The following is a 26,566-nucleotide window of genomic DNA, read 5'->3' as shown; positions in this document are numbered from 1 at the left end:
CCCTGTACAGATTAAGATTCCTTAGCTTCTTTTGGAGCAGGAAGTAATGAAAGCTCCTCTTTTTTCTTCTTACGCAATTTATCTTTTCTGACGTCACGCAGGAAGATACTTAAAATCAAACCTGCTACACAGAATAAGGTTGCCCACATAAAGGCATCATTTATCCCCATGACATTGGAATCGAGTGACGCGTGTTTATAAATATGTGAGTACACATATGTTTTCGCCGTATCATAAGACACATTCATATTCACCATTAAATTCGAAACTGCATTTTGGAACGCATGGAGGAAGTTCGGGTCCGCCGTGCTTGTTTTATCTGCAATTTGTGAATAATGGAATGTCGTCCGGTTTGTATAAATCGTCGTAATTAAACTTGTTCCGATTGATCCGCTGATTTGGCGAAGCGTGTTGCTCATCGCCGTTCCGTGGCTGTTCAGACGGGCAGGAAGCTGGTTCATCCCGGCTGTCATGACTGGCATCATTAAGAGAGACATACCAAATGCACGAATTGAATAGATCAGCATGATGTGTGTATATGGTGTATCAATTGTCAATTGCGTGTATTGATACGTTGTTACCACTGTCACGAGAAGCCCGATAATCGCAAGCGGTCTCGGTCCGAATTTATCGAACAAAATACCTGAGATCGGTGACATAATCAGCATAACGATCGCACCCGGAAGCAGAAGCAGACCGGATTGAAGCGCCGTAAAGCCGACCAGGTTTTGCAGATAAATCGGTAAAAGGAACATACCAGTGTAAAGTGCCACTGTAATAATGATATTAATGACACTCGAGAGTGAGAAAATGTCATATTTAAACACTCTGAAATCAAGCATCGGATCATCATGACGCAATTGCTGAACAACAAAAGCAACAATTGCAATGGCTCCGATAATAACTGTAGACAATACAATCGGGTCGGTCCAGCCGTCAGATCCGGCTTCACTGACTCCGTATAATAAGGAGGCGAATCCGACAATCGAGAGGATTGCGCCAAGAGTATCGAGTTTGATTTTTTGCGGCTCCACCATATTTTTAAAGATGAAGAAAGCCACAATGATAACAATTGCGCCGATCGGCACAAGACCGTAAAACATAATGCGCCATGTATAATGCTCAATAATCCACCCGGAAAGAGTCGGGCCGACCGCTGGAGCAAACATCATCGCTAGCCCGAAAATCCCCATTCCTTTCCCCCTGCTTTCAGGCGGGAAAATTAACAGAATGGTTGTCATAACGAGCGGCTGCAAGATACCTCCGCCCACGGCCTGAATCAAACGGCCGATCAGCATTGTAGAGAAGTTAGGTGCGATACCGCAGACTAACGTACCGAGCGTAAAACAAAACATCGCGACGAGAAAGAGACTCCGCTGGCCAAATCGTGTAATCAGGAAAGCAGATAACGGAATCAATACACCGTTAACAAGCATGTAACCTGTTGTCAGCCACTGAATCGTCGTTGCACTTACGCCAAATTCAGTCATTAAGTGCGGCATTGCAACATTAAGCAGTGTTTGGTTTAGAATTGCCAAAAATAAACCCGCCATTAGCACAATCAGCAATGACATAGGGTTTTTTGCATTTTTTTCTTTGCCTGTAGCCATCTAAGACAACCTCCTTTCATGGTTTGATGACTGATCTGTTTTACTCAGAAATTTTAACAGATGCATTCATTCCAGGAAGCACCTTATCAGATGGGTTTTTGATTGAAATTTTCACAGGAATTTTTTGTGTTACTTTTGTGTAGTTTCCGCTTGAATTTGTAGAAGGAAGCATATCAAAAGTTGAGTTAGTCGCATAACCAATTTCTTCTACAGTACCGTCAAATGTTGTATCAGGGTCTCCGTCAACTACTACGTCTACACTATTTCCTACTTCAATATCCGCAATATCTGTTTCTTTAATATTTGCTGTGATGTATAGGTTGTCCATGTCAATCGTTTGTGCAATTGTTGTACCAGCTTGTACGGTTTGTCCGTTTTTCACTTCGTTTTTCACAATTGTTCCATCCATAATGGATTTTACGTCAACAGTTTGTTCGCCTTTGATTTTTGCAACTGTGTCGCCTTTTTTCACTGTTTTTCCTTCGTCCAGATCCCAGTCAGATACTTTACCTGCTGCTGGAGCAGTAATAGCAGCCATATCGCCCGCTACTTTTGCTTCATCTGTTTTTACGTAGTTTGTGCTTTGATAATAGTAGTAAGCACCTCCAGCTATAATTGCAAGAACAACAATCAAACCGATAATGTTGGTCAGAATTAAACGTCCTCTGTTCATTTTGTTTTCTCCTTTCGTTTCATCCTCTATCATTTTGCGGAAAGCTGGTGAAAATATGTGAGAAGTTTTTAATTACCGCTTTTTTCTGAACAGCCTTCAGCAAGCTTCGTTAAGCTTCCGGCTAGTTTGCGCAAATACTGCAGCTGGGAGGTATCAAGCTTTTGGTACAAGCCGGCACCCATTTTTGCATATTGCACAGCGGCTTTTTCTATCAGTTCTTCCCCCTCTTCGGTTAACTGAATCATGACGATACGGCGGTCATCCGGACTGTCATATCGATTCATCAATTGGCGCTTATACAGAATATCTGTCATCCGCGTCACAGAAGCAGGCTTAAGATCAAGCGACATTGCCAGCTTGCTTAGCGGGGTGCTTCCGCTTTGATGAATTTTAAACATCAGCAAATATTGAAGGACTGTAATATCAAAAGGCTCAAGCACAATCTCCAATATCTTCTTCTGTTTTTTATATATCGCCCGAGACGTATCGAAGAGCTGTTCAAAAGTGAGCAAAGCACGTTCTGATTCAGTCAACTCCTTTTCACCTCATTCCTCAATAATAGTTCACAAGATAAAATATTAATAAATGAAAGAAGATTTGTCAAAGGAAAAATTTCTTTTTCTCCCGTATTTTTTTCGCAAGCGTTTTCTTGCTTTTATTAAATAAAAAAAAGCCCTGAAATGGGCTTTTCATTACGAAAATTGATGGCTTACACCAGACTCTTCATTTCTGAAAAAGTTCTTTAGAGCCTGAAAAACATCAGATTTCTGTTTTAAAATATAGTACTTAAATTTCTCATCTTTTACATTTTTATATGCAGACATTAACGTTGAATGCCTGTTGTACTGATTGACCTCGCCGTAGCAAAACAGATTGGCCTTCTTCATAATATCATTGACCAGCTTCACACAGCGCGCGTTATCAGATGTCAGGTTGTCACCGTCAGAAAAATGAAACGGGTAAATGTTATAGCGGGCAGGATTGTACTTTTCATCAATAAGCTCAAGCGACTTCCGATATACGGAAGAACAAATTGTTCCGCCGCTTTCTCCCTTTGAGAAAAAATCCTCCTCCGAGACCACTCTTGCTTCTGTATGATGGGCAATAAATTCAATTTCCACAGTCTCGTATTTTGTCCGCAAAAAACGGGTCATCCAGAAAAAGAAGCTTCTGGCCATGTATTTTTCCCAAACCCCCATACTGCCGCTTGTATCCATCATGGCTAAAACGACGGCTTTTGATTCGGGCTTTGTGATGTCATTCCACGTCTTATATTTCAGGTCCTCCGGATAAATTGGGTAGAACGACGGTTTTCCTGACATTGCGTTTCGTTTAAAGGCTGACATCATCGTTCTTTTCTTATCAATATTACCGGTTAACCCTGTTTTACGGATATCATTAAACTCGATATCTGTATGAATGATATTGTCCCGCTCTTTTTGCTGGAGATTCGGAAGCTCTAATTCTTTAAAAAGCGCTTCTTCTAAATCCATTAATGAAACTTCCGCTTCATAATAATCCTCGCCTGCCTGATCACCGGCACCCTGCCCTTTTCCAGGCCCTTGTTTTTTGTCTGATCCATCCCGGGCCACAACATCTCCAACCTGGCTCTCGCCGTCTCCTTGCCCTACATGTTTATTTTTATCATAGTTATAACGGATTTTATACTCATCAAGTGAACGGATTGGGATCTTCACTACATCTTTTCCATTAGACATAATAATGCTTTCCTCAGTTACGAGGTCCGGAAGATTGTTTTTGATCGCTTCCTGCACTTTTTTCTGGTGGCGCTGCTGGTCATCGAAGCCTTTGCGATGGAGGGACCAGTTTTCCTCAGAAATCAAAAAATGGCCGCTGTCATTTTGGGACATGAATTCCCCTCCTTAACCATTTGTGGTCGTGATACATACGTATTCCGGCTTGTGCCAGATTATGAAACAAGTCTTTCGAAAAGATTTATATTCATCATATGCACATATGCATGTTTAATTGACAAACTATTTAGAAAATGGGACAAAATAACCCGCCCTATTCGGACGGGTCACGTTGCTTATCGGTTCAGCAGGCTGCCGACATATTTCAGCAGCTCATTGGCGCTCGTCGAGTTGTAGCCGTGCTCATCAATTAAACGGGCCACGACTTCATTTACCTTTTTCAGCTGCTGCTCATCCGGCGTTTTTGTTGAGGTCGTAATTTTAACGACATCCTTCAGATCAGCAAACAGCTTTTTCTGAATAGCTTCACGCAGTCTTTCATGGGAATTGTAATCAAACCGCTTGCCTTTTCTCGCATAGGCCGAGATGCGGATTAAAATTTCTTCGCGGAACGCTTTTTTGGCGTTTTCCGAAATGCCGATCTGCTCTTCGATGGATCTCATCAGCTTTTCGTCAGGGTTCATTTCCTCTCCTGTCAAAGGATCACGAAGCTTATTTTTATTGCAATAAGCCTCTACGTTATCGAGGTAATTGTCCATAAGTGTTTTTGCTGATTCTTCATACGAATACACAAACGCTTTTTGAACTTCCTTTTTCGCAATGTCGTCATATTCCTTGCGGGCGGCAGAAATAAAATTCAAATACCGCTCCCTGTCCTCGCTTGAAATTGATGGGTGCTGATCAAGACCTTCTTTTAAGGAACGAAGGACATCGAGAGAATTAATCGATTCCATATTTTTTCTAATAATCGTTGAAGAAATCCGGTTGATCACGTACCGCGGATCAATGCCGCTCATGCCTTCATCATTATATTCTTTTTTCATATCCTCAACGTCGACAGAATTATATCCTTCCACACTTTCCCCATCATACAGTCTCATTTTCTTGACCAGATCAATATCCGACCGCTTCGGCTCTTTTAACCGGGTAAGGATTGAGAACATCGCGGCGACCTTCAACGTATGCGGGGCAATATGAACATCCGCCACATCGCTTTCTGCGATCATTTTTTCATAAATTCTCTCTTCCTCAGACACTTTTAAATTATAAGGAACCGGCATCACGATGATTCTCGAGTGCAGGGCTTCATTCTTCTTATTAGATATAAATGAGCGATACTCCGTTTCATTCGTGTGAGCCACGATCAGCTCATCAGCAGAAATTAACGCAAACCGCCCAGCTTTAAAATTCCCTTCCTGTGTCAAGGAAAGCAAATGCCAGAGAAATTTCTCATCACATTTCAGCATCTCCTGAAACTCCATCATCCCGCGGTTCGCTTTATTCAGCTCTCCGTCAAACCGATAAGCGCGCGGATCTGATTCTGAACCGTACTCGGCGATTGTTGAGAAATCAATACTCCCCGTCAAATCGGCAATATCCTGAGATTTCGGATCAGAGGGACTGAATGTTCCAATTCCCGTACGCTTATCTTCTGAAAAGAAGATGCGCTCCACCTTCACATCCTCAATTCTTCCTCCATACTCTTCCTCCAGCCTCATGACATTTAAAGGAGAAAGACTTCCTTCTATTCTAATGCCGTATTCCCTGTAAAAGTCATCGCGTAAATGATGGGGGATTAAATGTAGAGGGTCCTCGTGCATCGGGCAGCCTTTAATCGCATATACAGCGCCATTATCTGTCAGCGTGTACGCTTCGAGACCTTTTTTAAGCATTGTGACCAGCGTGGATTTACCGCCGCTCACAGGCCCCATCAGCAATAGAATCCGCTTTCTGACATCTAGACGTTTGGCAGCCGGATGAAAATACTCTTCCACAAGACGCTCCAGAGATTCTTCAAGCCCGAACAGCTCGCGGTCAAAAAAACTGTACTTCTTGCGCCCGTCAATCTCCTCTATCCCGCTGTCTTTTATCATATTAAAAACTCGAGAATGAGCAGATTGCGCGACCATCGGATTTTCTTTAATAATCTCCAAATAATCGGCGAAAGTTCCTTCCCATTTCAGCCGCTGCTCTTCCTCTCTGTACTGTTCAATTTTCTTTAATATATCCATAAGGACCTCCTCTATCATGTTTGATACACTATGCAAATAAGGTACTTTGATACAATCTATGCCGCCATCTCGTGATACATGCTTTGGTTTCTTAAAAATAAAGATACTTATACATCGTTGACAAGGCAGACCGCGACCGTTCATAATAAAGAAAAATACAGAATCATCCAGACTCGGACAGCACGGAAAAATTGAAGAGGGGGAGAGACGGTGAAAACAATCATCATGATGGGTGTCATTGTCACTTTTTTAGTATCAATTTTTACCGCAGGATACGAAAGCAAGCCTGGAAAAGAATAAAAAAGGGTGCTCCTGAAAGAGCACCCTTTTTGTATAACAGAACAATGTTTTACAGTTTTGTTTTTTCTTTAATCTGTGAATGCGGATCGCATTCATATTTGTTTTCGTACTCAATTGTTCCGATACTGCATCCCGGCCCGATGATCACTTCTTTTCCCCTGACGACTGCCGCTTCGGTATTCTCCAAATAAACCCGATCTCCTTCTATGACATCGGCGATCAGCTTCCCTTTCTTCCGGCTAAAAAAACTCGCGCGTCTTTTCACTGTAATTGTTGTTCCGCCGATTTCCTGCACATGGCTTATATCATGGCTCAATCCCAGCTTGATCTCACCCGAATTTAATAACCCCGATACATCAACACAGCCTGTGACATGGAACATTTCTGTTTCACAATCACCTTTTACGCTAAGCTTCCCTTTCACATCGCAGGATTCTCCAGTCATATTCCCGCCAATTTCAGTCTGGCCTTTCAGATTGAATCGATCAAATTGAAGTGAGCCGCTGACTTTCATTGTCCCATATATATTGATTTTGCCGGCTGTCAGATCGCCTTTACATTCACTTTCTCCGAGCACACGCAGCCGCTCAGTCTCTGCTTTTCCGAGAAAAAGGCCCGTTCCGTATATGCGGCAGCCTACAGCAGACAGCCCTTCTCCAACTACACCTTCTCCTTTGATGCTGACATTGTGATACGCGCCTCCTGCGGCATGCCCAGCGCCATATAATTTTAAATTTCCCAGTTTTGTTGTCTCCATTACGATCCTCCTTACAACTTTGTGGATGTTTCAACCGACGCGCTTGGATCACAGGTATAGTCCCCACTGTATTCGACGGTTTCAATCTGGCAATCCGGGCCGATGACCACTTTATTACCGCGCACGGTTTTCGCCTTTGTATTTGTCAATTCAATCACGTCACCTTCGATCAGCTCTGCTGTTAGAACAGGCTGCGGCATCAATCTGAGCAATGTCAGCATTCCTTTTCTGCAGGTCACTTGAAGATGGCGGCAGCCGATCTCCCGCGCATAGCTTTCCCCTGCAGAAAGCTTAATGATCACCTGGTCTGCATTTAAAAGCCCGCTGATTTTGCATTTCCCTTCTGATTGAAAGGTTTCTGTTTCACAATCTGCTTCCATGACAGCTTTTCCGCTAATGTCAATTCCATCAGCCTTGACAGTGCCGCAAAATGTTGATGATCCAGCGATTTTCAATTGTTTTGCAGATACCTCTCCTTGAATAAAACCAGTGCCATTCATCCGGATAGATTCTGCTTCAACGTCTCCGTGTATCTTTCCTGAACCGCTGATGGTTACCGCTTTCGCTTTGACGCTGCCGTCCGCTTTTCCGTTTCCATTAAAAGAAAAAGTATCACACTCCACGTCCCCGGCCACTGTCCCGCTGCCATTAATCTCAACAGATTGAAATGTTCCTCCCTTTGAACTTCCTGATCCGTTTATCACCAGCTTTTCCACTACATCCATCGATGGCCCTCCTGCATAAATGTTGTTTTTAATTCCTCTGAAGCTTTTAATAAATCTACCCGTTCCACAACCTTTACGGATGATTCAAACAAAATGCTGTCCGCCGCAGCCGCTATAAAACAAGTTGTGACACCGAGCTTGCGGAGCACAATCAGCTCCGTCTGTTTTTCAATCTCTTCATTATCATGCTTCTTTAATACCTCTGCAGCCATTTTTGCTTCTGCAAGGCTGACATTTCCAGACTGCAGCAGTCCCTCAAGCACATATAGCGAAAGCAAATCGCTGGATGAAAAAACCGGACTTCCTCCGTCTTCTGAATAGGCTTCAAGAGCAGGCCTTGAAACCAAACCTTTATGAAGCAATTCATCAGCGGTCATGCTGACATCCTTCATTTTCGGCGACAGCATTTCCCTCATTTCATCCAAAGACAAATTTTCTTTCATCTTTTGAATCATTGATATACGTTTTAAAATCTCCTCTCTCGGAAAAAACGTCTCTTGCCCTGTAAATGTGGATTTACGAATAAACCATTCCTCAGGTATTAAGTTTTTCCGCTTCCATCGATACAGCTGACCGTATGAAATCGATGTTCTTTCAAGTAATTCTTTTTTAGAGATTAATTGTTTTTCCATAAGTCCAGCTCCTTTGATGGGTACATTGTAACATAACACTGTTACGTTGTTAAGCCCAAAAACGAAACAAAGCATTTCAACATCCGCAAAAAAACCCGCCCATCATCGATGAGCGGGTTTTTTCACTATTTTAAATCACGGTAATTTTGCTGGCGCAGCGCTTCATAAACAAGAATCGCGGCAGTATTGGACAGATTTAACGATCTGACGTGCTCTGTCATCGGAAGACGCAGGCAGCGGTCCATATTATTTTGAATTAAATCTTTTGGCAAACCGCTTGTTTCTCTTCCGAACACGAAGAAATAATCCTCGTCAAGATCAGTGTAATCAAATGATGTATGAGGCTGCTGGCCAAATTTTGTAATAAAGAAAAACTTGCCTTTTTTATATGCCTCAAACAATTCTTCTAACGAATCATGATACACAACGTTAACAAACTCCCAATAATCGAGTCCGGCACGCTTCAGCATTTTATCATCCGTTGAAAAGCCGAGCGGACGAATCAGGTGTAGCGTTGTATTGGTTGCTGCACAAGTACGTGCAATATTCCCTGTGTTAGCGGGAATTTCTGGTTGATATAAAACGACATGTAATGCCACAATGTTCACCTCTGTTTTTCTTATCCGCCCATCATTATAACATTAATTACTCTTTTGTCGTATCATCAACGATATGAAAAAAGGCATATCGTATTGACGGCGTGTATGCCGTAGAATCCTCATATGACCAATACCTCATCCGGCTGTCATAGGTCTGGGCGTTGACAAGCGGCATATTGCCTTTGTCCTTTGCCACGACAATCGTTGTATGATTAAACCGGCCGTCTCCTTCGAAGTCATAGCAAATCACATCGCCCGGCATCAGTTCTTCCGCTGATTTCACCCGCACCGCACGCAGTCCGGCCTTCGAATTCGACAAATACATTTTCATAGAGTGAGCCACCGTCCAGCTGTAGCTCCATGAGCTTTGTTTCATCCACCAGCCTGATCCCCTGTTCGGATGACCGCGCATCGGCGCGCCTCCTGCATGAAGACACTGAGAAATAAAATTTGTACAGTTATCGCTGAAATTTTTATAAGCAGGATTGCGCTTGTTCCAAAATTTCTCGGCATATTGGACAGCGCCGAGACGATCGTATTGAAAAGCCCTGCCAAACGCTTCTCTTTCCTCTTCAGCTTCAGAATAGTCAATAATACTGGTCCCTTCATGAAATCCAGCCGGCTTTTTCGCAATTTCCTGATCACTAATCAAAATGTGATCATACAGGAAAGCCATTCGCTCCTCTATGTGCTCTTCTATATACAAGCTGTCATCTTGTTCCTTACACACGTATTCGTAATGGATGGTATACGAAAGGCAGGTCGTTCCGTCATCCTCAACCCGCACATGATTAATCACGGCCTTTGCTTTCGCTTTTATGATGTCAACTTTACGTTTTTCCAGAAGCTTTTTCTTACGCTCCATGACTTTAAGGTCTCCGACTTGAGACTCCTGTCTCATAGCATGCCCGTTAACCAGAAAGCCCAGCCGCTCCTCCGCTAATTGTTCTAAAATGTACTTCAAGCTCACCCCACCCGCCATACTTTTTTATAGAGAAAAAACACTTGGATGATCTCAAGTGTTTTTTCCTTCTGCTCTATACGTATGTCAGGACAGGCCTTGTTTAGTCATGCCTGAAGCTTTTAGCAACTCAATTCCTTTTTCAATTTCCAGCTTTGCCTCTTCATCCTTCTCTTTTCCCAGCGCTTTTTCAAGCTCTTCCGCGTAGGCGGGGTCTCCGATTTTTCCGATTGCCCATGCGGCTGTCCCCCTGATGACAGGACGCGGATCCTTATGCATCAATTCCGCCAATTCAGGCAGTGCGGAAGCATCTTTAAAATGCGCAAGCGCGAGAATGGCGTTTCGCTGAATCGGTTTTTTCCCGCGCCAAGAACCTGAGACATGCCCGAATTTCTCCTTAAATTCCCGATTGCTGATGGTCAAAAGCGGCTTCAATAACGGTTTGGCAATCTCAGGATCAGGCTCCATTTCCGGATGAAGATGAAAATCCTTCCCTTTATTGAGAGGGCATACCGTTTGGCACGTATCGCACCCGTACAGGCGGTTTCCGATTTTTGTCCGGAATTCATCAGGTAAAAATCCTTTTGTCTGGGTCAGAAAAGAGATGCAGCGCTGCGCATTAAGCTGCCCGGGATTAACCAGTGCTCCCGTCGGACAGGCATCCAAGCATTTCGTGCAGGACCCGCACATATCTTCAATCGGCACATCAGGCTCAAAAGGAATATTTGTGATCATTTCCGCCAAATACACATAAGAGCCATATTCGGGCGTTGTGATCATACAGTTTTTTGCACTGAATCCGATTCCGGCACGTTCCGCAACGGCGCGATCAGACAATTCACCTGTATCAACCATTGACTTCGTTCTGATATCCTCATGCTTGCTTTTTAGAAAATCCTCCAGCAGATCAAGCTTTTCTCTCAGCACATCATGATAGTCTTTTCCCCAGGAAGCTCTGCAAAAAATGCCCCTGCGCTCAGTTCTCGTGCTTCTCGGCGCATCCTTCATTCTGGAAGGATATGCGAGAGCAATTGCCACTATTGATTTCGCTTTCGGCAAAAGAAGCTTCGGCGTCACCCTTTTTTCGATATCTGGCTCTTCAAAGCCGGAGAGATAGCCGAGCGATTCTTGAAGAATCAAACGGTCTTTTAAACTGTCAAAAGTATCAGCGGTCGTAAAACCAATCTTGTCCACGCCAATGCTTTTCGCGTATTCAATTAATTCTTCTTTGAGCTGATAAACGTTCATGTTTTGCACAGCCTCCTTTCTTTGTGATAAAACGATACAGCGTTTATAATAGGTTGATATCACGTAACTGGAGTGAATGCTAGTGAATATCAAACTTGATTCTGTTATTACTGAACGTGCGGCCGGCTTACATGCAGCTGCTGTCATTTATGAGAATATCGAAGTCGGCTCCTCACCGCAAATGCTGAAAGGCAGACTCCGCCTGTTTCAAGAATCCTTGTTTTTCGACTATGCGGACGGCGGTATATCCGATGAATCCTTCGTCAAGGAATGGCAGGAACTCTTTAAACAGCTTAACCCTTCATTTGAGGGAGTAACAACCCCAATGGAGGACATGCTGGTCCCGATATCCAAGGAACAATTCATGGAAAGTAAAGACTCGGCCCATGACACAATCGATTTTTTCGCATTAAAATATTCTCTGCCTATTATGATTTATGATGCCGGAAAGCTTCATGAGCCGGTCCGGATCTCATTGGGAGAAAAAGAAAACATACTGCTTTTCTCTGATGAAAACGGCATTTTTGGCGATTTCAAAAACAACGTCAACCACTATCCCGTTTCAAACGAGACTAAGAATATGCTGCAAATCATTTTTTTCCCGCCATCGATTGAGAAAAGCAGCGCTGTTAACCTCTTATCATCATTAACGAAAATGTTTGAACAAATTCACGGCGGCACCCATACAGTACATTGGCTTACGTAAAAGAACACGAATGTCGTGTTCTTTTTTACATAAAAAAACGCAATACTTCGTTTATCTGAGAAACGAAACACTGCGTTAATAACGTATGTATGGAGCGGGTGATGAGAATCGAACTCACGACATCAGCTTGGAAGGCTGAGGTTTTACCACTAAACTACACCCGCATTTGTGGTTGTCAGTAACAGTACCGCTCTGACTTTTTTTATATTACATGTTTATTTATTTTTCGTCAAGGGAATATAAAAATTTTGTCGAAAAAAAGTTATCTTTTTGTAAAGTTGTTAAGTTCCATTTACATAATGTTAAGTATACTATACAATATAATCAATCGAGATTGTGAAGGGGACAGACGTCATGATGAAAAATAAAGTAAAAGAGCTGAGGGCACGCTTCGGCTATTCTCAGGAAAAACTCGGAGAAACAGTCGGCGTCACAAGACAGACTGTGGCAGCTATTGAAAAAGGCGATTATGTTCCCTCACTGCTGTTAGCACTGAAAATCTGCAAAGCCTTCTCCATGAAAATGGAGGATGTCTTTTGGTTAGAGGAGGAAAACTAAGATGAGCATGAAAACAAAAGCAGCTTTTCACCTTGTGTTATTTGGCCTTGCATGCTGGACGCTGATTTCATACTTTGAAGCCTCAGAAGGCATAGCATCTTTTTTCGGCACAAAGAGCGGCGGGATGGTATTTGAATTAAACCTCACCCCCTTTATTCTGTTTGTTGCGGCGTCTGCGGTTTATTTGTACTTACAGAAAAAAAGCCGCCCTGCCAGAAAACAGCTTCTTCTGCCTGATGAGTTTGAAGAGCAGGATGAAAGAGAGCAGATGATGACGGCAAAAGCATGTCGCGCGTCATATATCGCTGTCTACTTCTCGCTGCCTGCCGCAGCGGTTCTTCTCATTTTTTATCCGCTATTTCAATCGCGCATTCCGTTTTTCCCTATTATTATTGTGTTTATCATCATGATCATCCAGCACCTTTCCTACGTCATCTCTTTCAAGAAAAACGAAAAAAACTCCGGCGCGCTGTAATCGGCCGGAGTTTTTTCTTACCAGCTTGCTTTTTTCACACCGGGAATCTGGCCTTTATGGGCCAGCTCCCTGAAAGCGATTCTGGACATTTTAAACTTCCTCATATATGCTCTCGGGCGCCCCGTTACCATGCAGCGGTTGTGAAGCCTTCCCGGTGCTGAATCTCTTGGCAGCTTGCTGAGTGCCTCGTAATCTCCTTTTTCCTTCAACTCTCGTCTAATACCAGCGTATTGCTCAACAAGCTGTTGGCGTTTTAACTCTTTTGCCACTTTTGATTTTTTAGCCAAGTCACATAGCCTCCCTTTAAATCGAAATTGTTACGATTTAAAATGTATCATGCACCATTCAAAAAAGCAAGCATACCGCTTTGTAAAACAGGCGGCTTGAAGCCGCCCACTCTAATGATGCAATTCCACATAATACAGTAACGCATCTTGATGCTTAATGAGCTCTTTTTTATGTTCAGAGGTGTGCATTGTCTCGTCAGTCCCTCTAATACTGCTGCCGATCAAAGCAGGCTTCTCGAAAGTAATCGGTTCCGGCGATGAAATATTCTGAGTCATTTCCTGTGTTGTGCTATCGTCGCGTTTCACCGATGAATCAGCCGCTATATTTCCCTGTTTATCCACAATGCCAAAATGAATGGTGGTATGTTTATTCTTTCCTTCCCCCTCTTCATTCTCAAAATAAACAAATTGTATGGTATCGGGTTTTTCCTCTGAATAATCTGCACGAACCGGTCCAAACCTCTCAACAAGCTTTCCCTTTTGATAATGTTCGATGTACATGTCAGCTGAAGAAATACCTTCACCGATATTGACGGCTTCGGCAGTGAATGCCTGTGAAGCTGCGACATCCATTCTGTTTTTTTCAAGATCTGATATGTCCGCCGCTTTGATTTCCATCTGTTTTGAATGTCCGCATGCTGACAGCATAGCTATGAGGCAAATGACTGCCGCGCTTCTCAATGTTTTCAGAAAAAAAGCCCCCTTTTTTTGAATATCATACCATGTTCGGGGGGCTGTATTTTAGTTAAACTCATGCATTTTTCTCTTTGACAAAATAAGTGTTTCCTACCGCTTCTCCCCTTTTGTTCTGAAGCTTTCTCGTCCGATCATTTTCAAACGGCAAAAGCGGAAATACAAGCTCTGCAAAATAATACGCTTCTTCTAAATGCGGATAGCCGGAGAATATAAACGATTCTATGCCGAGTGCCTGGTACTCCGCTATCCGGTCGGCAATCGTCTGCGGATCACCGACAAGAGCTGTTCCTGCCCCTCCTCTGACCAGGCCGATCCCCGCCCACAGATTCGGGCTGATTTCAAGTTTCGTCCGATCGCCTTGATGAAGGACGGCCATCCGCTGCTGGCCTGAAGAGTCGTAACGGCTCAAAGCTGCCTGCGCTTTGGCAATGGTGTCATCATCCAAGTGGCTGATCAAGCGCTCTGCCGCTTCCCATGCCTCTTGTTCAGTTTCACGGGCAATGACATGCAGCCTAATGCCAAATCGAACGGATCTCCCTTCTTTTGCCGCTTGCTTTTTGACTCTTTCTATCTTTTCTTTTACTTGTTCAGGCGGCTCACCCCATGTCAAGTACACGTCTGTATGCTTTGCGGCAGCTTCAATCCCAGCCTGTGACGAACCACCGAAATAGATGGGCGGATGCGGCTCTTGCTGCGGCGGGAAAAGCAGATTGCTGTTTTCCACTTTTATATGCTTTCCTTCATAGGAAACCGTTTCTCCTTGCAAAAGTCTCCGCCAAACGGTTAAAAATTCGTCTGTTGCCTCGTAGCGCTCATCATGGCTGATAAACAGGCCATCGCCTGCCAGCTCATACGGATCGCCCCCTGCCACAACGTTGATCAGCAGCCGGCCGTCTGAAATGCGGTCTAGGGTGGATGTCATTCTGGCTGCCAGAGAAGGCTGCATTAAACCAGGTCTTACCGCGACTAAAAACTTTAAGTCCTTTGTTTCTCCCGCCAGTGCCGACGCTGTAAGCCACGGGTCCTCGCACGATCTTCCCGTTGGCAGAAGAACTCCTGTATATCCCAGCCTGTCTGCCGCCTGCGCGACTTGTTTAAAGTAAAGATGATCCGCAGTCCGTCCATCACTTTCAGATCCTAAATATCTCGCGTCTCCATGAGTCGGTATAAACCAAAGAATTTCCATATTCATCTCCCCTTTATATCTTTTATCCTTCGTAGCTGTTTCTCCACTTTAACAGCTTTCGTTCAAGCAGCCTGACGAAGGAATCCGTCAACTTTCCAACCACTGCAAAAATGATAATCCCTGCAAAGACTTTATTCGTTTGTGAAAACTGTCTCGCATCCATGATCATATAGCCGACTCCCGAGCTTGAGCCCATCAGCTCTGCCACAACGAGCCCGAGCCATGCAATGCCGAGCGATAAGCGAATGCCTAGCAATATATTGGGCAGGGCTGCCGGCAATATCACTTTGGATATCTGCTGATGCCATTTAAATTCAAGCACCCGGGCGACTTCAAACAGCTTCGCGTCAACCCCGCGGATGCCGTTAAACGTATTGATATAGACAGGAAAGAAGGCACCGAGCGCAATCAGCAAAATTTTAGATACTTCGTCAAATCCGAACCATAAAATAAACAGCGGCGTGACGGCCAGATGAGGTACGGTTCTAAGCATTTGCAACGACGGATCAAGATACAGCTCCGTCCGTTTGGAGAACCCGGCCAAAATCCCGATCATCAATCCAAGTCCCGCGCCAAGCAAAAAACCAAGCGCCGCCCGATAAATGCTGATTTGCAGATGGCCGAACAGTTCGCCGGACAAAATAAGCTCCTTAAAGGTCAGAACAATCGTAACAGGTGTAGGCAGCACTGTAGCGGACACAACTCCCAGCCCGCCGATGACCTGCCAGATGGCAATGATGACAGCGGGCAGTAAAAGCCCCTTCATCCAGCCGTATCTCTTCCTTCCGGGCTTTTTTCGCACCGCTTCCGTATTCGTTTTGGGCAGCGAGCCCGCAGCCTCTGCTTTCATCATTGATCACCTCCTGAGGAATGTTCCTTTAATGCTTTTTTGATAAAAGTGTTATCGACAACATCCTTCACATCAATCTTCTTATCTATCGCCTTTGTTCGAAATTGAAAATCTGCTGTTTCCTGCTGCGCTTTCACAATGTCGTCACTGATGACCTCATTCAGAGGTTCAGTATTTTTCAGCACATTTTCGACGACCTTTTTATCGAGATCTTTAATGTCAGAATACAAGTCCGCTGCTTCATCCAGATGTTCCTTTTGCCATACAACGGCTTTATTAAACACCTTCAGAAAACGGACTACTTCGTCTGGATGCTCCTCTGAAAACTTTGTTCTTACTAAAGTAAAACCCGGTGAATATAAATCTGTGCTTTCTCCGTTCACAAGGATTTTTGCTCCGTGTTTCATTGTTTCTAAGGACAAGTACGGCTCCCAAATGGACCAGGCATCAACAGATCCGTTTTCAAATGCGGAAGCTGCTTCATCAGGCTGAAGCTGAATAATTGTCACATCGTTAGCTGACAACCCCACTTGATCAAGCGCTTTATACAAAAAATCAAACCCGCTGCTGCCTTTGGCGACTGCAATTTTCTTCCCTTTTAAGTCCTTAACGTCTTGAATGCCGCTGTTTTGATTGACAAGGATGCCGTTTGCTTTCAAGCCGTCCTGAGACAAACCGATTTCTTTAAAGTCAATGCCTGCCGCCTGTCCAGCGATCACAGGCGAATTACCGACTTGAGAAAAATCAAGTTTGTCTGCCGCAAGGCCTTCAAATTGGGGCGGACCGCTTTGAAACTCCACCCATTTCACTTTGATGCCTTCTTTTTCAAATGCATCTTCGAACCAGCCTTTTTCCTTTGCGATCAAAAGCGGGCTTAAGCTTTGCTGAATACCAATACGAATTTCCTTCAATTGTTTGTGGTCACCGCTGGCTCCATTTGCTCCACAGCCTGCGAGCAGAAAAATAACGGCAACCAATACAATGAGTCCTTTTTTCATTTCCGCTTCCGCCCTTTCTATATCCCTGATCCTTCTGCGTACTCCAAATCTTCTGTTTTCTCGAATTCCGACAGCACTTTCTGTCTGATCGCTTGGAAATCCGGAGTCGTCCGGTTCCGCGGATACGCCAGGTGAATGGGCATCAGCTTATGGATTTTCCCCGGTTTGGCCTTAAGGATCGCAAGCTCATTTCCTAAATAAACAGATTCATCTATATCATGAGTCACGAGAATCATCGTTGTTTTTTTCCTCCTCCATATATCCAGCAGCACGTCCTGCAGGTGTTTTCTTGTAAAAGCGTCGAGTGCACCAAACGGTTCATCTAAAAGCAGCACCTCAGGCTCCCGCAGAAGGGCCCGGGCGATGGCTACTCTTTGTGACATGCCGCCTGACAGCTCGCGCGGATATGCTTTTTCCGATCCTTTCAATCTGACAATCTCGATCAGTTCATCCACCTTTTGTTTGACTTTTGGGTCCTTCAAATTCAAGTCGGCTGCAATATTCTGCTCAACAGTCAGCCAAGGAAAGAGGCGGTGTTCCTGAAAAATAAATCCTTGCTGAATACCCGGAGCTGTTACGCTGCGGCCGTTAATTTCAACACTCCCGTCATATTCAGAATCAAGCCCTGCAATAATCTTTAATAGGGTGCTTTTTCCGCACCCGCTCGGTCCGATAAGCGTTAGAAATTCGCCTGGTGCGATTGATAATTCTATGTTCTCTAAGACCGTGTTTTTGCGGCCCTCTTGAACAAATGCCTTTTCTTTGATGCTGATGGTCACAGCCACTTTTATCCCTCTCTTTCTGCCAACCCCGCCTTCAAAAAAACAAAAAGGCCCCCATCTCTGTTCTTGTAGAGATGAGAGCCTTCGGCGGTCCGATCAGCTGCCCAATTGTTTTTTTGTTTGAATAACATGTTAATTCAAATTATTCCGATATGTCAACTCTTTTTTAAATACGATTTTTGATATCCTTGTTTATCACTTACTCTGCTTGTTTCGCAAATAGAGAAGGAAAAATTATTTCTCCAAAAATTATTAAGTGTCATAAAAAGCTTTTACAACAAGGTTTTCCAACACTTTCGATACTAGATATCGATTAATAGAGATAACTATTTTATAATAATTATAAAATAATATTGACTTTTTACTTAGAGATGATATTATGTTCTTATAAATTCCAAGAGGTGATAACATGAGTTCAAATAAACTGACAACTAGCTGGGGCGCTCCGGTTGGAGATAATCAAAACTCAATGACTGCCGGTTCTCGCGGACCAACTTTAATTCAAGATGTACATTTACTCGAAAAATTGGCCCATTTCAACCGAGAACGTGTTCCTGAACGTGTTGTTCACGCCAAAGGAGCAGGCGCACACGGATATTTTGAAGTGACAAACGACGTAACAAAATACACGAAAGCCGCTTTCCTTTCTGAAGTCGGCAAACGCACACCGTTGTTCATCCGTTTCTCAACAGTTGCCGGTGAACTTGGCTCTGCTGACACAGTTCGCGACCCGCGTGGATTTGCTGTTAAATTTTATACTGAAGAAGGAAACTACGACATCGTCGGCAACAATACGCCTGTATTCTTTATCCGCGATGCGATTAAGTTCCCTGATTTCATCCATACACAAAAAAGAGATCCAAAAACACACCTGAAAAACCCTACGGCTGTATGGGATTTCTGGTCACTTTCACCAGAGTCACTTCACCAAGTGACAATCCTGATGTCTGACCGCGGAATTCCTGCAACACTTCGCCACATGCACGGCTTCGGAAGCCATACATTCAAATGGACAAATGCCGAAGGCGAAGGCGTATGGATTAAATATCACTTTAAAACAGAACAAGGCGTGAAAAACCTTGATGTCAATACGGCAGCAAAAATTGCCGGTGAAAACCCTGATTACCATACAGAAGACCTTTTCAACGCAATCGAAAACGGTGATTATCCTGCATGGAAACTATATGTGCAAATCATGCCTTTAGAAGATGCAAATACGTACCGTTTCGATCCGTTTGATGTCACAAAAGTTTGGTCTCAAAAAGACTACCCGTTAATCGAGGTCGGACGCATGGTTCTAGACAGAAATCCGGAAAACTACTTTGCAGAGGTAGAACAAGCGACATTTTCACCTGGAACCCTCGTGCCTGGTATTGATGTTTCACCGGATAAAATGCTTCAAGGCCGACTTTTTGCTTATCATGATGCACACCGCTACCGTGTCGGTGCAAACCATCAAGCGCTGCCAATTAACCGCGCTCGCAACAAAGTAAACAATTATCAGCGTGATGGACAAATGCGCTTTGACGATAACGGCGGCGGATCTGTGTATTACGAGCCTAACAGCTTCGGCGGTCCAAAAGAGTCACCTGAGGATAAGCAAGCAGCATATCCGGTACAAGGTATCGCTGACAGCGTAAGCTACGATCACAACGATCACTATACTCAAGCCGGTGATCTGTATCGTTTAATGAGTGAAGATGAACGTACCCGCCTTGTTGAAAATATCGTTAATGCTATGAAGCCGGTAGAAAAAGAAGAAATCAAGCTGCGCCAAATCGAGCACTTCTACAAAGCGGATCCTGAATACGGAAAACGCGTGGCAGAAGGCCTTGGATTGCCGATTAAAAAAGATGCTTAATGTAGAAATGCAAAAACCCGCTGTAATCAGCGGGTTTTTTTCTATTTAGTTACACATTGCGTATGCTTCTCATCAATCTTCATATAAATTTCTTCCATGAGCTCCGCGCTGTTTATAATCTCTCGTTTGTTTTTTTCAATCAGCAGCTCAAGCGGCAAAATCTGATTCCCGTAGGTTTTTCGCTTCCTGAATCGTTTTCTCCCCTTTTCTTTTTTGACTCCCATCAATAATCCCTCCTTTTTCATACAAAAAAGGCCCTTATCTAAAAGATAAGAGCCTTCGGTGTCCCGATCAGCAAATACTGGAAATGGATATTAGCTATATTAAAACGCATTCCATTTCGACTGTCAATCTATTATTTATACAGCTGGCTGCCTTGATTCACAAATTCTTCAGCTTTTTCTTTCATCCCCTCTTCAATAGCTTCCCATTCACTAATCTCTTTGTCCTTCGCATAATCCCGAATATCCTGTGAAATTCTCATGCTGCAAAATTTCGGACCGCACATGGAACAAAAGTGAGCGGTTTTTGCTCCTTCAGCAGGCAGGGTTTCATCATGGTATTCAAGGGCTCTCTCCGGATCAAGAGATAAATTAAACTGATCCCGCCAGCGGAATTCAAAACGGGCTTTCGATAACGCATCATCCCGGATTTGCGCTCCGGGATGCCCTTTTGCAAGGTCCGCAGCGTGCGCAGCGATCTTATATGTAATGACTCCTTCACGAACATCATCACGGTTTGGCAGCCCTAAATGCTCCTTCGGCGTTACATAACAAAGCATTGCTGTCCCGTACCAACCGATCATCGCCGCTCCGATCGCTGAAGTAATATGGTCATATCCCGGAGCAATATCCGTTGTCAGCGGTCCCAATGTGTAAAAAGGCGCTTCTTTACAAAGGTCCATTTGTTTATCGACGTTCTCTTTGATTTTATGCATCGGAACATGTCCAGGACCCTCAATCATCACCTGAACATCATGCTTCCAGGCAATTTGCGTCAGCTCTCCAAGCGTCTCTAATTCAGCAAACTGCGCTTCGTCATTGGCATCAGCAATTGATCCGGGACGCAAACCATCCCCAAGAGAGAAAGCAATATCATACGTTTTCATAATCTCACATATTTCTTCAAAATGTGTGTATAAAAAGCTTTCTTGATGATGAGCCAGACACCACTGCGCCATAATCGCTCCCCCGCGTGACACAATACCAGTTGTCCGTTTGGCAGTCAGCGGTACATACCTAAGCAAAACACCCGCGTGAATCGTAAAATAATCCACTCCCTGCTCTGCCTGCTCGATTAGCGTATCACGATAAATCTCCCACGTTAAATCCTCCGCTACGCCGTTTACTTTTTCAAGCGCCTGATAAATCGGAACAGTTCCCACAGGCACGGGGCAATTGCGGATAATCCATTCACGCGTCGTATGAATATCTTTTCCGGTAGAGAGATCCATCATTGTATCTGCTCCCCAGCGGATGGCCCACGTCATTTTTTCCACTTCTTCTTCAATGGATGACGTAACCGCTGAATTCCCGATATTCGCATTAATCTTCACATGAAAATTCCGGCCGATAATCATTGGCTCACTTTCAGGGTGATTAATGTTTGAAGGAATAATCGCCCGGCCGCTGGCTACCTCGTCTCTGACGAATTCAGGAGACACATGCTCACGAATGGCGATAAATTCCATCTCAGGTGTAATGATCCCCTTTTTTGCATAGTGCATTTGTGTGACATTTTGACCTGCCTTCGCCCTCAGCGGTTTCCGCTTTAATCCTGGGTAGCTTACGTTTGGATTTGCTTTTTTATAACCGTTATCTTCTGGTTTTATAGCCCGACCTTCATACTCTTCCACGTCACCGCGCTCTGTAATCCATTTTTGGCGGAGCGGCTTTAATCCTTCTTGAATATTAATGGTTACTTCAGGGTCCGTATACGGTCCGCTTGTATCATAGACACGCACAGGCGCGTTTTCCTCTTCGCCGAACGATCCCGTCGTCGGACTCAATAGGATCTCCCTCATCGGTACTTGGATGTCCGAAGAAGAACCCTCCACGTATACCTTCTTGCTGCCTGAAAAACTTGACATAATGGAAATGTTGGCTTGCTGCACTGAATTGTTTTGCATTACTTTTCCTTCCCCTCTCTACGTTTGAAAGGACAAAATCAAGCCCATAACCAGCACAAAAAACCGGATTCATATAAATGAACCCGGTTACAGTCAGAAAGAAACATATTATTGCCCAGCAAGACAATAACAAAAACAATTCCTCTACTTCCCCACGCTGGTACGAACCAGATCAGGTCCAAAGGGTTAAGAAGCTTACCTTCTCTCTCAGCCCGAAAGCGGGCACCCCCAGTAACTATTGATTTCGCACTCATCTTATCATAAAATCAATCTGAAAAAAAGAGGAATATAGATAATATTCAGCCAATTTCACCCTAAATATTTGACCGGCAACGGGATTTCAGCTATTTCATGTTCAGCCATCATCACCCGATATGCCTTTGCACCCGACCTTGAACTCACAGTCTGAAACAGCTGATCATTTATGAAATGGAGAGCAGCCCCATCATCCGCTGCATAGCCACTGCATAAGAACTTGTTAGATATCAGCTGGTGGTATGCCGGTCTCCGATCCTTTTCCCCGTCATAATGGGGACAAAAGCTCCCTTGCAAAAAACCTAAACTTTTCAAACTTGTCAGCGGTCCGGCTGAATCTGTCACCCCTTCTTCAAACCAGCAGATCGCACCGGCACTTATTCCAGCTAAAACCACACCGTTCTTCCATGCTTCCCTGAGAATATGGTCCAGCCCCCACTCTTTCCATAACACAAGTAAATTCCGCGTATTTCCCCCGCCAACATAAATCACGTCCATTTCCATAACAAAAGAAGCTAAATCTGATGATGGCGGCTTAAACAAAGATAAATGAGACGGCACGCAATCCAATGTTTGAAATGCATGATAAAACCGCTGAATATAGTTTTGGGAATCTCCGCTCGCTGTCGGCAAAAAACAAATACGAGGCTGCTCTCGTTTTGATTGATTGAGGATATATTGATCGAGGGACAAATTATCCGGCTCCATCGAAAAACCCCCGCCCCCCATCGCAATAATCTGCTTCATCATCACACCCCCCAACAAAATTTGTTGCTTATTATAGCATTTTGTATAGAAGCAAGAAACAAAGCCAAATACTTTCTTATCAGGAGCTGCTAAAAAAACAAAGGAGGTGGTTTCCCATTGAACAAAGTCTTTGTCCCAAAGATATTCTTGATTTGTTAACAACAATAAAAACCAGCATTAACAAATACACTGTCGCAATAACAGAAGCCGAAAATCCCCACATCAGAAGAGCATTGCATGATCAATTAGATACAACTGTTTATCTCCATGATGAACTGTCAGATCTTCTGTTAGAAAAGGGGTGGCTCGGGTGAGCAATTACGCTTTTATCTTGAAGTAAAGACCACAAAAAGAGACGGGATCTCAAAGATGAGATACCGTCTCTTTTTTATTGCTCCACTCTTCTTAAAGCCTCGTTTACCGTTTCTTTTATAAACGCGTCTTCACCGCTTAATCGGTCTAAACTGAGATCACCGTTTCTCAGCCTTTCGGAAATATTGTTTATATCCTCCTCTACTGTGATTTGCAGCTCACCGGCCAAAAACATTCTGTGTAATTCATCTGCAACCAAACTTTCTTTATTCACTTCCATCCACTCCTTTATTTTCAATATTATTCTTAGTCTGTCCCTAGGCCGAGACGAATAATAGGAAAAAAGTATGAATCAAACGAATCTTTTTTCCTCCTTCTTACGTATATCTGTTGAGAAAAAAGAAAAAGGGGAAGATCTACATGTCATTTTTTAAGAAGCTTGCGGCAAGTGCCGGAATTGGAGCTGCAAAAGTAGATACAATTTTAGAAAAAGACGCATATTTTCCAGGAGAAGAAGTACAGGGAACGGTACATGTCAAAGGCGGAAAAATCGCTCAGGACATCCGTTATATCGATTTACAGCTTAGCACACGGTATGTCATTGTAAAAGACGATGAAGAGCACCGGAAATACGCTACAATTCATTCTTTCCGGGTCACTGGTTCATTTACCATACAGCCTGGTGAAGAGCATCAATTTCCGTTCACATTCACTCTGCCTCTAGATACGCCGATCACTGTAGGGAAAGTAGAGGTTGCCGTGGTGACAGCCCTTGACATTCAAGGCGGTATCGATAAATCCGATCATGACCGCATTTTTGTTGAAGCGCACCCTTGGATTGAAAATGTGCTTGAAGCAATCGAAAACCTGGGCTTCCGTCTTAACGAAGCAGACTGCGAACAAGCGCCCTACTTCCAGCGTCGTCTTCCGTTCGTTCAAGAATTCGAATTCGTTCCGACTTCCGGATATTATCGTCAGATGCTTGATGAATTAGAGCTCATTTTCCTTTTAGACGAAGACGGTTTGGAAATCATTTTCGAAGTCGACCGCAGAGCAAGAGGACTCCGAGGGTGGCTGGAAGAGATGTATAATGACGGAGAACAGCTTGTACGCGTCCGTTTCAGCCAATCAGAGCTTGAAGATACAGAAGAGCTAGAAGAGGTGCTAGAAGAGATCCTAGACCAATACGCTGAGTAAGTATAAAAAGGAGCCTCGCTCCTTTTCTTTAATAAAAAATAAAAACCCGTTCCTGTTAAGAAACGGGTTTTTCAGTATACCGGTGGTCGGGGTCGAACCGACACTCCAGAAGGAACACGATTTTGAGTCGTGCGCGTCTGCCAATTCCGCCACACCGGCAAGTTTTACGTCGTATCTAACCGACGAATATAAATATATCATGGATCTCACAAAGTGTCAACGTATTTCAAAAAAGTTTTTATGGAAATATAAAATAAAAGTGTTGAAAGACTAGCTATACAGCCGCTTTATAATAGGCATCGGAACTTAACTTTTTATGATAAATCAAAGCATTAAAAAAATGATCTACATAAGTAGATCATTAATATGATTAGTTATAATGATAAAACACAAACACCAATTCAACTTACCATGTAAGTAAAATTGGTGCCGAGGGCCGGACTTGAACCGGCACGGTAGTCACCTACCGCAGGATTTTAAGTCCTGTGTGTCTGCCAATTCCACCACCCCGGCAATAAGAAGGCGACACCCGGATTCGAACCGGGGATAAAGGTTTTGCAGACCTCTGCCTTACCACTTGGCTATGCCGCCGTAATTGGAGCGGAAGACGGGATTCGAACCCGCGACCCCCACCTTGGCAAGGTGGTGTTCTACCACTGAACTACTTCCGCATTTTTAATGGACTTAATACATTATATGCAGTTGATATAAAAAGTGAGACTGGGCTAGCTGGATTCGAACCAACGCATGACGGAGTCAAAGTCCGTTGCCTTACCGCTTGGCTATAGCCCAATGATAATATGGGGCGATTGATGGGAATCGAACCCACGAGTGCCAGAGCCACAATCTGGTGCGTTAACCACTTCGCCACAACCGCCATAATCTCAAGATGTCATAAATTTGGCAGGGGCAGTAGGAATCGAACCCACACCGGAGGTTTTGGAGACCTCTGTTCTACCGTTAAACTATGCCCCTATAAATGGTGGAGGGGGGCAGATTCGAACTGCCGAACCCTGAGGGAGCGGATTTACAGTCCGCCGCGTTTAGCCACTTCGCTACCCCTCCACATTAAATTTTGAAAAAACAGTGCCGGCAAGAGGACTTGAACCCCCAACCTACTGATTACAAGTCAGTTGCTCTACCAATTGAGCTACACCGGCATAGGTGGTGGCTCGGGACGGAATCGAACCGCCGACACACGGATTTTCAGTCCGTTGCTCTACCAACTGAGCTACCGAGCCTAAGTATTTAAATGGCGGTCCGGACGGGACTCGAACCCGCGACCTCCTGCGTGACAGGCAGGCATTCTAACCAACTGAACTACCGGACCATTTTGAAATTTGGTTGCGGGGGCAGGATTTGAACCTGCGACCTTCGGGTTATGAGCCCGACGAGCTACCGAACTGCTCCACCCCGCGATGATATAATGGTGGAGGATGACGGGCTCGAACCGCCGACCCTCTGCTTGTAAGGCAGATGCTCTCCCAGCTGAGCTAATCCTCCATCATATAATGACCCGTACGGGATTCGAACCCGTGTTACCGCCGTGAAAGGGCGGTGTCTTAACCGCTTGACCAACGGGCCCAGACTTTCAATTGTAATTATGTATAAGTATCAGTGGCGGAGAGCAAGGGATTCGAACCCTTGAGACGGAGTTGACCGCCTACACGATTTCCAATCGTGCTCCTTCGACCACTCGGACAGCTCTCCAATAATGGCTCCGCAGGTAGGATTCGAACCTACGACCGATCGGTTAACAGCCGATAGCTCTACCACTGAGCTACTGCGGAATGAAGTCTGCCTGGCGATGTCCTACTCTCACAGGGGGAAACCCCCTACTACCATCGGCGCTGAAGAGCTTAACTTCCGTGTTCGGCATGGGAACGGGTGTGACCTCTTCGCCATCATCACCAGACAATTTCAGTGACATTTAACATTATACTATGTATTCTTGAGAAAATCAAGTGTTTTTTTGAAAAACTTATTCTCTCAAAACTAGATAACAGGTGTGACATCATTCAAAAATATGGTTAAGTCCTCGATCGATTAGTATCTGTCAGCTCCATGTGTCGCCACA

27 protein-coding genes, 17 tRNA genes, 2 rRNA genes and 1 riboswitch (1 of these 47 only partly in view) are annotated in these 26,566 nt (G+C 44.2%); of the genes, 6 read left to right on the top strand and 40 right to left on the bottom strand.

All coding sequences use genetic code 11. The annotated features are described in order from the left end of the window. Positions 1-11: 11 nt before the first annotated feature. The 11 genes from ACFVP7_RS05000 to queG all read right to left on the bottom strand — a co-directional run bounded on the left by ACFVP7_RS05000 (position 12) and on the right by queG (position 11,451). Positions 12-1,610 (bottom strand): MFS transporter, encoded by a 1,599-nt coding sequence (locus ACFVP7_RS05000; protein ID WP_003233429.1) that lies wholly within the window; start codon positions 1,608-1,610, stop codon positions 12-14. 40 nt (positions 1,611-1,650) lie between these two features. After that, on the bottom strand, positions 1,651-2,316 hold the full coding sequence (locus ACFVP7_RS04995) for an HlyD family efflux transporter periplasmic adaptor subunit (protein ID WP_014476241.1): 666 nt from the start codon (positions 2,314-2,316) through the stop codon (positions 1,651-1,653). A gap of 35 nt (positions 2,317-2,351) precedes the next feature. Continuing rightward, positions 2,352-2,816, bottom strand: a complete 465-nt coding sequence (locus ACFVP7_RS04990; RefSeq protein ID WP_003233431.1) for a MarR family transcriptional regulator — start codon at positions 2,814-2,816, stop codon at positions 2,352-2,354. Between the two features lie 159 nt (positions 2,817-2,975). Then, positions 2,976-4,154 carry a sporulation protein YhbH gene (yhbH, locus tag ACFVP7_RS04985; protein ID WP_003233432.1) on the bottom strand — a complete coding sequence of 393 codons (1,179 nt, stop codon included), beginning with the start codon at positions 4,152-4,154 and terminating at the stop codon, positions 2,976-2,978. 179 nt (positions 4,155-4,333) lie between these two features. Further along, positions 4,334-6,229 carry a serine/threonine protein kinase PrkA gene (gene prkA / locus ACFVP7_RS04980; protein ID WP_003239626.1) on the bottom strand — a complete coding sequence of 632 codons (1,896 nt, stop codon included), beginning with the start codon at positions 6,227-6,229 and terminating at the stop codon, positions 4,334-4,336. A gap of 349 nt (positions 6,230-6,578) precedes the next feature. Then, positions 6,579-7,286, bottom strand: coding sequence for a polymer-forming cytoskeletal protein (locus ACFVP7_RS04975; RefSeq protein WP_335389021.1), 708 nt, complete (start codon positions 7,284-7,286; stop codon positions 6,579-6,581). Positions 7,287-7,297: 11 nt separating this feature from the next. Beyond that, positions 7,298-8,011 (bottom strand): polymer-forming cytoskeletal protein, encoded by a 714-nt coding sequence (locus ACFVP7_RS04970; RefSeq protein WP_041851048.1) that lies wholly within the window; start codon positions 8,009-8,011, stop codon positions 7,298-7,300. Further along, positions 8,002-8,643 (bottom strand): YhbD family protein, encoded by a 642-nt coding sequence (locus ACFVP7_RS04965; protein WP_338732908.1) that lies wholly within the window; start codon positions 8,641-8,643, stop codon positions 8,002-8,004. The genes ACFVP7_RS04970 and ACFVP7_RS04965 overlap by 10 nt, the downstream gene beginning before the upstream one ends. Before the next feature lie 125 nt (positions 8,644-8,768). After that, positions 8,769-9,251: a tRNA (uridine(34)/cytosine(34)/5-carboxymethylaminomethyluridine(34)-2'-O)-methyltransferase TrmL gene (gene trmL / locus ACFVP7_RS04960; RefSeq protein WP_010886453.1), complete on the bottom strand. Its 483-nt coding sequence runs from the start codon at positions 9,249-9,251 to the stop codon at positions 8,769-8,771. Positions 9,252-9,288: 37 nt separating this feature from the next. After that, positions 9,289-10,224 (bottom strand): amidase domain-containing protein, encoded by a 936-nt coding sequence (locus tag ACFVP7_RS04955; RefSeq protein WP_010886452.1) that lies wholly within the window; start codon positions 10,222-10,224, stop codon positions 9,289-9,291. A gap of 66 nt (positions 10,225-10,290) precedes the next feature. After that, positions 10,291-11,451, bottom strand: coding sequence for a tRNA epoxyqueuosine(34) reductase QueG (gene queG, locus ACFVP7_RS04950; protein WP_101501924.1), 1,161 nt, complete (start codon positions 11,449-11,451; stop codon positions 10,291-10,293). Between the two features lie 82 nt (positions 11,452-11,533). On the opposite strand from queG, the gene ACFVP7_RS04945 reads away from it, so the two are divergent. Then, a complete protein-coding gene (locus tag ACFVP7_RS04945; protein ID WP_125121274.1) occupies positions 11,534-12,157 on the top strand; it encodes a B3/4 domain-containing protein in 624 nt (207 codons plus the stop codon). A gap of 90 nt (positions 12,158-12,247) precedes the next feature. On the opposite strand, the gene ACFVP7_RS04940 is transcribed toward ACFVP7_RS04945, so the two are convergent. Next, positions 12,248-12,321: transfer RNA gene (locus ACFVP7_RS04940), tRNA-Gly, on the bottom strand. Positions 12,322-12,514: 193 nt separating this feature from the next. Between ACFVP7_RS04940 and ACFVP7_RS04935 the strand changes: the two genes are divergently transcribed. Next, complete coding sequence (locus ACFVP7_RS04935; protein ID WP_009966860.1) at positions 12,515-12,715, top strand: helix-turn-helix transcriptional regulator; 201 nt, start codon at positions 12,515-12,517, stop codon at positions 12,713-12,715. 1 nt (position 12,716) lies between these two features. Next, positions 12,717-13,190 carry a membrane protein gene (locus ACFVP7_RS04930; RefSeq protein ID WP_014476230.1) on the top strand — a complete coding sequence of 158 codons (474 nt, stop codon included), beginning with the start codon at positions 12,717-12,719 and terminating at the stop codon, positions 13,188-13,190. A gap of 17 nt (positions 13,191-13,207) precedes the next feature. On the opposite strand, the gene rpsN is transcribed toward ACFVP7_RS04930, so the two are convergent. From rpsN to ACFVP7_RS04900, 6 genes are all read right to left on the bottom strand, one after another. Continuing rightward, positions 13,208-13,477: a 30S ribosomal protein S14 gene (gene rpsN, locus ACFVP7_RS04925; RefSeq protein WP_003233455.1), complete on the bottom strand. Its 270-nt coding sequence runs from the start codon at positions 13,475-13,477 to the stop codon at positions 13,208-13,210. A 111-nt stretch (positions 13,478-13,588) separates the two neighbouring features. Further along, complete coding sequence (locus tag ACFVP7_RS04920; RefSeq protein ID WP_032725752.1) at positions 13,589-14,125, bottom strand: hypothetical protein; 537 nt, start codon at positions 14,123-14,125, stop codon at positions 13,589-13,591. A gap of 103 nt (positions 14,126-14,228) precedes the next feature. Next, positions 14,229-15,359, bottom strand: a complete 1,131-nt coding sequence (gene ssuD / locus ACFVP7_RS04915) for an FMNH2-dependent alkanesulfonate monooxygenase (protein WP_003245787.1) — start codon at positions 15,357-15,359, stop codon at positions 14,229-14,231. Positions 15,360-15,381: 22 nt separating this feature from the next. Beyond that, entirely contained in the window at positions 15,382-16,212 is an 831-nt protein-coding gene (locus ACFVP7_RS04910; RefSeq protein WP_160245305.1) for an ABC transporter permease, read from the bottom strand. Beyond that, the gene (locus ACFVP7_RS04905) at positions 16,209-17,207 is read right to left on the bottom strand and encodes an aliphatic sulfonate ABC transporter substrate-binding protein (protein WP_024572624.1); all 999 of its coding nucleotides are present in this window, start codon (positions 17,205-17,207) and stop codon (positions 16,209-16,211) included. The genes ACFVP7_RS04910 and ACFVP7_RS04905 overlap by 4 nt, the downstream gene beginning before the upstream one ends. 17 nt (positions 17,208-17,224) lie before the next feature. Then, positions 17,225-17,992: an ABC transporter ATP-binding protein gene (locus ACFVP7_RS04900; RefSeq protein ID WP_041351616.1), complete on the bottom strand. Its 768-nt coding sequence runs from the start codon at positions 17,990-17,992 to the stop codon at positions 17,225-17,227. Positions 17,993-18,398: 406 nt separating this feature from the next. Here ACFVP7_RS04900 and katA point away from each other — a divergent pair, with 406 nt between their 5' ends. Then, positions 18,399-19,850, top strand: coding sequence for a catalase KatA (katA, locus tag ACFVP7_RS04895; RefSeq protein WP_014476225.1), 1,452 nt, complete (start codon positions 18,399-18,401; stop codon positions 19,848-19,850). 41 nt (positions 19,851-19,891) lie between these two features. Here the strand turns inward: katA and senS are convergent, their stop codons facing one another. From senS to ACFVP7_RS04880, 3 genes are all read right to left on the bottom strand, one after another. Further along, positions 19,892-20,074, bottom strand: coding sequence for a transcriptional regulator SenS (gene senS / locus ACFVP7_RS04890; RefSeq protein ID WP_029317517.1), 183 nt, complete (start codon positions 20,072-20,074; stop codon positions 19,892-19,894). 131 nt (positions 20,075-20,205) lie between these two features. Then, positions 20,206-21,978, bottom strand: coding sequence for a phosphomethylpyrimidine synthase ThiC (gene thiC, locus ACFVP7_RS04885; RefSeq protein WP_338732893.1), 1,773 nt, complete (start codon positions 21,976-21,978; stop codon positions 20,206-20,208). Positions 21,979-22,110: 132 nt separating this feature from the next. Beyond that, positions 22,111-22,218: riboswitch (TPP riboswitch) on the bottom strand. A 69-nt stretch (positions 22,219-22,287) separates the two neighbouring features. Next, entirely contained in the window at positions 22,288-22,980 is a 693-nt protein-coding gene (locus ACFVP7_RS04880) for a Type 1 glutamine amidotransferase-like domain-containing protein (RefSeq protein ID WP_029317514.1), read from the bottom strand. Between the two features lie 41 nt (positions 22,981-23,021). Here ACFVP7_RS04880 and ACFVP7_RS04875 point away from each other — a divergent pair, with 41 nt between their 5' ends. Then, positions 23,022-23,294 (top strand): spore coat protein, encoded by a 273-nt coding sequence (locus tag ACFVP7_RS04875; RefSeq protein WP_072692951.1) that lies wholly within the window; start codon positions 23,022-23,024, stop codon positions 23,292-23,294. Positions 23,295-23,368: 74 nt separating this feature from the next. Here ACFVP7_RS04875 and ACFVP7_RS04870 read toward each other — a convergent pair whose 3' ends face one another. Further along, positions 23,369-23,572 carry a hypothetical protein gene (locus tag ACFVP7_RS04870; protein ID WP_014479229.1) on the bottom strand — a complete coding sequence of 68 codons (204 nt, stop codon included), beginning with the start codon at positions 23,570-23,572 and terminating at the stop codon, positions 23,369-23,371. Positions 23,573-23,712: 140 nt separating this feature from the next. Here ACFVP7_RS04870 and spo0M point away from each other — a divergent pair, with 140 nt between their 5' ends. Continuing rightward, positions 23,713-24,489, top strand: a complete 777-nt coding sequence (gene spo0M / locus ACFVP7_RS04865; protein ID WP_338732889.1) for a sporulation control protein Spo0M — start codon at positions 23,713-23,715, stop codon at positions 24,487-24,489. A 77-nt stretch (positions 24,490-24,566) separates the two neighbouring features. Here the strand turns inward: spo0M and ACFVP7_RS04860 are convergent. The 18 genes from ACFVP7_RS04860 to ACFVP7_RS04775 form a co-directional block, all read right to left on the bottom strand. Continuing rightward, positions 24,567-24,648, bottom strand: a tRNA-Leu gene (locus ACFVP7_RS04860). Positions 24,649-24,913: 265 nt separating this feature from the next. Next, positions 24,914-25,002 (bottom strand) — tRNA-Leu (locus ACFVP7_RS04855). A 7-nt stretch (positions 25,003-25,009) separates the two neighbouring features. Further along, positions 25,010-25,080: transfer RNA gene (locus ACFVP7_RS04850), tRNA-Cys, on the bottom strand. A 5-nt stretch (positions 25,081-25,085) separates the two neighbouring features. Continuing rightward, positions 25,086-25,160: transfer RNA gene (locus ACFVP7_RS04845), tRNA-Gly, on the bottom strand. Positions 25,161-25,209: 49 nt separating this feature from the next. Then, positions 25,210-25,281 (bottom strand) — tRNA-Gln (locus ACFVP7_RS04840). A gap of 9 nt (positions 25,282-25,290) precedes the next feature. Further along, positions 25,291-25,366: transfer RNA gene (locus ACFVP7_RS04835), tRNA-His, on the bottom strand. Positions 25,367-25,390: 24 nt separating this feature from the next. Then, positions 25,391-25,464: transfer RNA gene (locus ACFVP7_RS04830), tRNA-Trp, on the bottom strand. A gap of 5 nt (positions 25,465-25,469) precedes the next feature. Further along, a tRNA-Tyr gene (locus tag ACFVP7_RS04825) sits at positions 25,470-25,554 on the bottom strand. Positions 25,555-25,576: 22 nt separating this feature from the next. Beyond that, positions 25,577-25,649, bottom strand: a tRNA-Thr gene (locus ACFVP7_RS04820). Positions 25,650-25,654: 5 nt separating this feature from the next. Beyond that, positions 25,655-25,730, bottom strand: a tRNA-Phe gene (locus tag ACFVP7_RS04815). 12 nt (positions 25,731-25,742) lie between these two features. After that, positions 25,743-25,819: transfer RNA gene (locus tag ACFVP7_RS04810), tRNA-Asp, on the bottom strand. Between the two features lie 11 nt (positions 25,820-25,830). Then, a tRNA-Met gene (locus tag ACFVP7_RS04805) sits at positions 25,831-25,907 on the bottom strand. Between the two features lie 9 nt (positions 25,908-25,916). After that, positions 25,917-25,992 (bottom strand) — tRNA-Val (locus ACFVP7_RS04800). A gap of 9 nt (positions 25,993-26,001) precedes the next feature. Continuing rightward, positions 26,002-26,073: transfer RNA gene (locus tag ACFVP7_RS04795), tRNA-Glu, on the bottom strand. Between the two features lie 34 nt (positions 26,074-26,107). Further along, positions 26,108-26,199: transfer RNA gene (locus ACFVP7_RS04790), tRNA-Ser, on the bottom strand. Between the two features lie 5 nt (positions 26,200-26,204). Next, positions 26,205-26,279, bottom strand: a tRNA-Asn gene (locus ACFVP7_RS04785). Between the two features lie 9 nt (positions 26,280-26,288). Beyond that, positions 26,289-26,404, bottom strand: a 5S ribosomal RNA gene (rrf, locus tag ACFVP7_RS04780). A gap of 111 nt (positions 26,405-26,515) precedes the next feature. Further along, positions 26,516-26,566 (bottom strand): 23S ribosomal RNA (locus ACFVP7_RS04775) (it continues 2,877 nt past the right edge of the window).

Source organism: Bacillus sp. SG20033, from assembly GCF_044570195.1.
Lineage (GTDB): Bacteria > Bacillota > Bacilli > Bacillales > Bacillaceae > Bacillus > Bacillus subtilis.
The sequence above is the reverse complement of the archived record's forward strand: the minus strand, read 5'-3'. Positions and strand labels throughout refer to the sequence as shown.

Coding starts and splice junctions, on each gene's coding strand:
- ACFVP7_RS05000 (WP_003233429.1), bottom strand. CDS start 1,610: ATGGCTACAGGCAAAGAAAAAAATGCAAAAAACCCTATGTCATTGCTG.
- ACFVP7_RS04995 (WP_014476241.1), bottom strand. CDS start 2,316: ATGATAGAGGATGAAACGAAAGGAGAAAACAAAATGAACAGAGGACGT.
- yhbH (WP_003233432.1), bottom strand. CDS start 4,154: ATGTCCCAAAATGACAGCGGCCATTTTTTGATTTCTGAGGAAAACTGG.
- prkA (WP_003239626.1), bottom strand. CDS start 6,229: ATGGATATATTAAAGAAAATTGAACAGTACAGAGAGGAAGAGCAGCGG.
- ACFVP7_RS04975 (WP_335389021.1), bottom strand. CDS start 7,286: ATGGAGACAACAAAACTGGGAAATTTAAAATTATATGGCGCTGGGCAT.
- ACFVP7_RS04970 (WP_041851048.1), bottom strand. CDS start 8,011: ATGGATGTAGTGGAAAAGCTGGTGATAAACGGATCAGGAAGTTCAAAG.
- ACFVP7_RS04965 (WP_338732908.1), bottom strand. CDS start 8,643: ATGGAAAAACAATTAATCTCTAAAAAAGAATTACTTGAAAGAACATCG.
- ACFVP7_RS04955 (WP_010886452.1), bottom strand. CDS start 10,224: ATGGCGGGTGGGGTGAGCTTGAAGTACATTTTAGAACAATTAGCGGAG.
- queG (WP_101501924.1), bottom strand. CDS start 11,451: ATGAACGTTTATCAGCTCAAAGAAGAATTAATTGAATACGCGAAAAGC.
- ACFVP7_RS04935 (WP_009966860.1), top strand. CDS start 12,515: ATGAAAAATAAAGTAAAAGAGCTGAGGGCACGCTTCGGCTATTCTCAG.
- ACFVP7_RS04930 (WP_014476230.1), top strand. CDS start 12,717: ATGAGCATGAAAACAAAAGCAGCTTTTCACCTTGTGTTATTTGGCCTT.
- ACFVP7_RS04920 (WP_032725752.1), bottom strand. CDS start 14,125: ATGCTGTCAGCATGCGGACATTCAAAACAGATGGAAATCAAAGCGGCG.
- ssuD (WP_003245787.1), bottom strand. CDS start 15,359: ATGGAAATTCTTTGGTTTATACCGACTCATGGAGACGCGAGATATTTA.
- ACFVP7_RS04910 (WP_160245305.1), bottom strand. CDS start 16,212: ATGATGAAAGCAGAGGCTGCGGGCTCGCTGCCCAAAACGAATACGGAA.
- ACFVP7_RS04905 (WP_024572624.1), bottom strand. CDS start 17,207: ATGAAAAAAGGACTCATTGTATTGGTTGCCGTTATTTTTCTGCTCGCA.
- katA (WP_014476225.1), top strand. CDS start 18,399: ATGAGTTCAAATAAACTGACAACTAGCTGGGGCGCTCCGGTTGGAGAT.
- senS (WP_029317517.1), bottom strand. CDS start 20,074: ATGGGAGTCAAAAAAGAAAAGGGGAGAAAACGATTCAGGAAGCGAAAA.
- thiC (WP_338732893.1), bottom strand. CDS start 21,978: ATGCAAAACAATTCAGTGCAGCAAGCCAACATTTCCATTATGTCAAGT.
- ACFVP7_RS04880 (WP_029317514.1), bottom strand. CDS start 22,980: ATGAAGCAGATTATTGCGATGGGGGGCGGGGGTTTTTCGATGGAGCCG.
- ACFVP7_RS04870 (WP_014479229.1), bottom strand. CDS start 23,572: ATGGAAGTGAATAAAGAAAGTTTGGTTGCAGATGAATTACACAGAATG.
- spo0M (WP_338732889.1), top strand. CDS start 23,713: ATGTCATTTTTTAAGAAGCTTGCGGCAAGTGCCGGAATTGGAGCTGCA.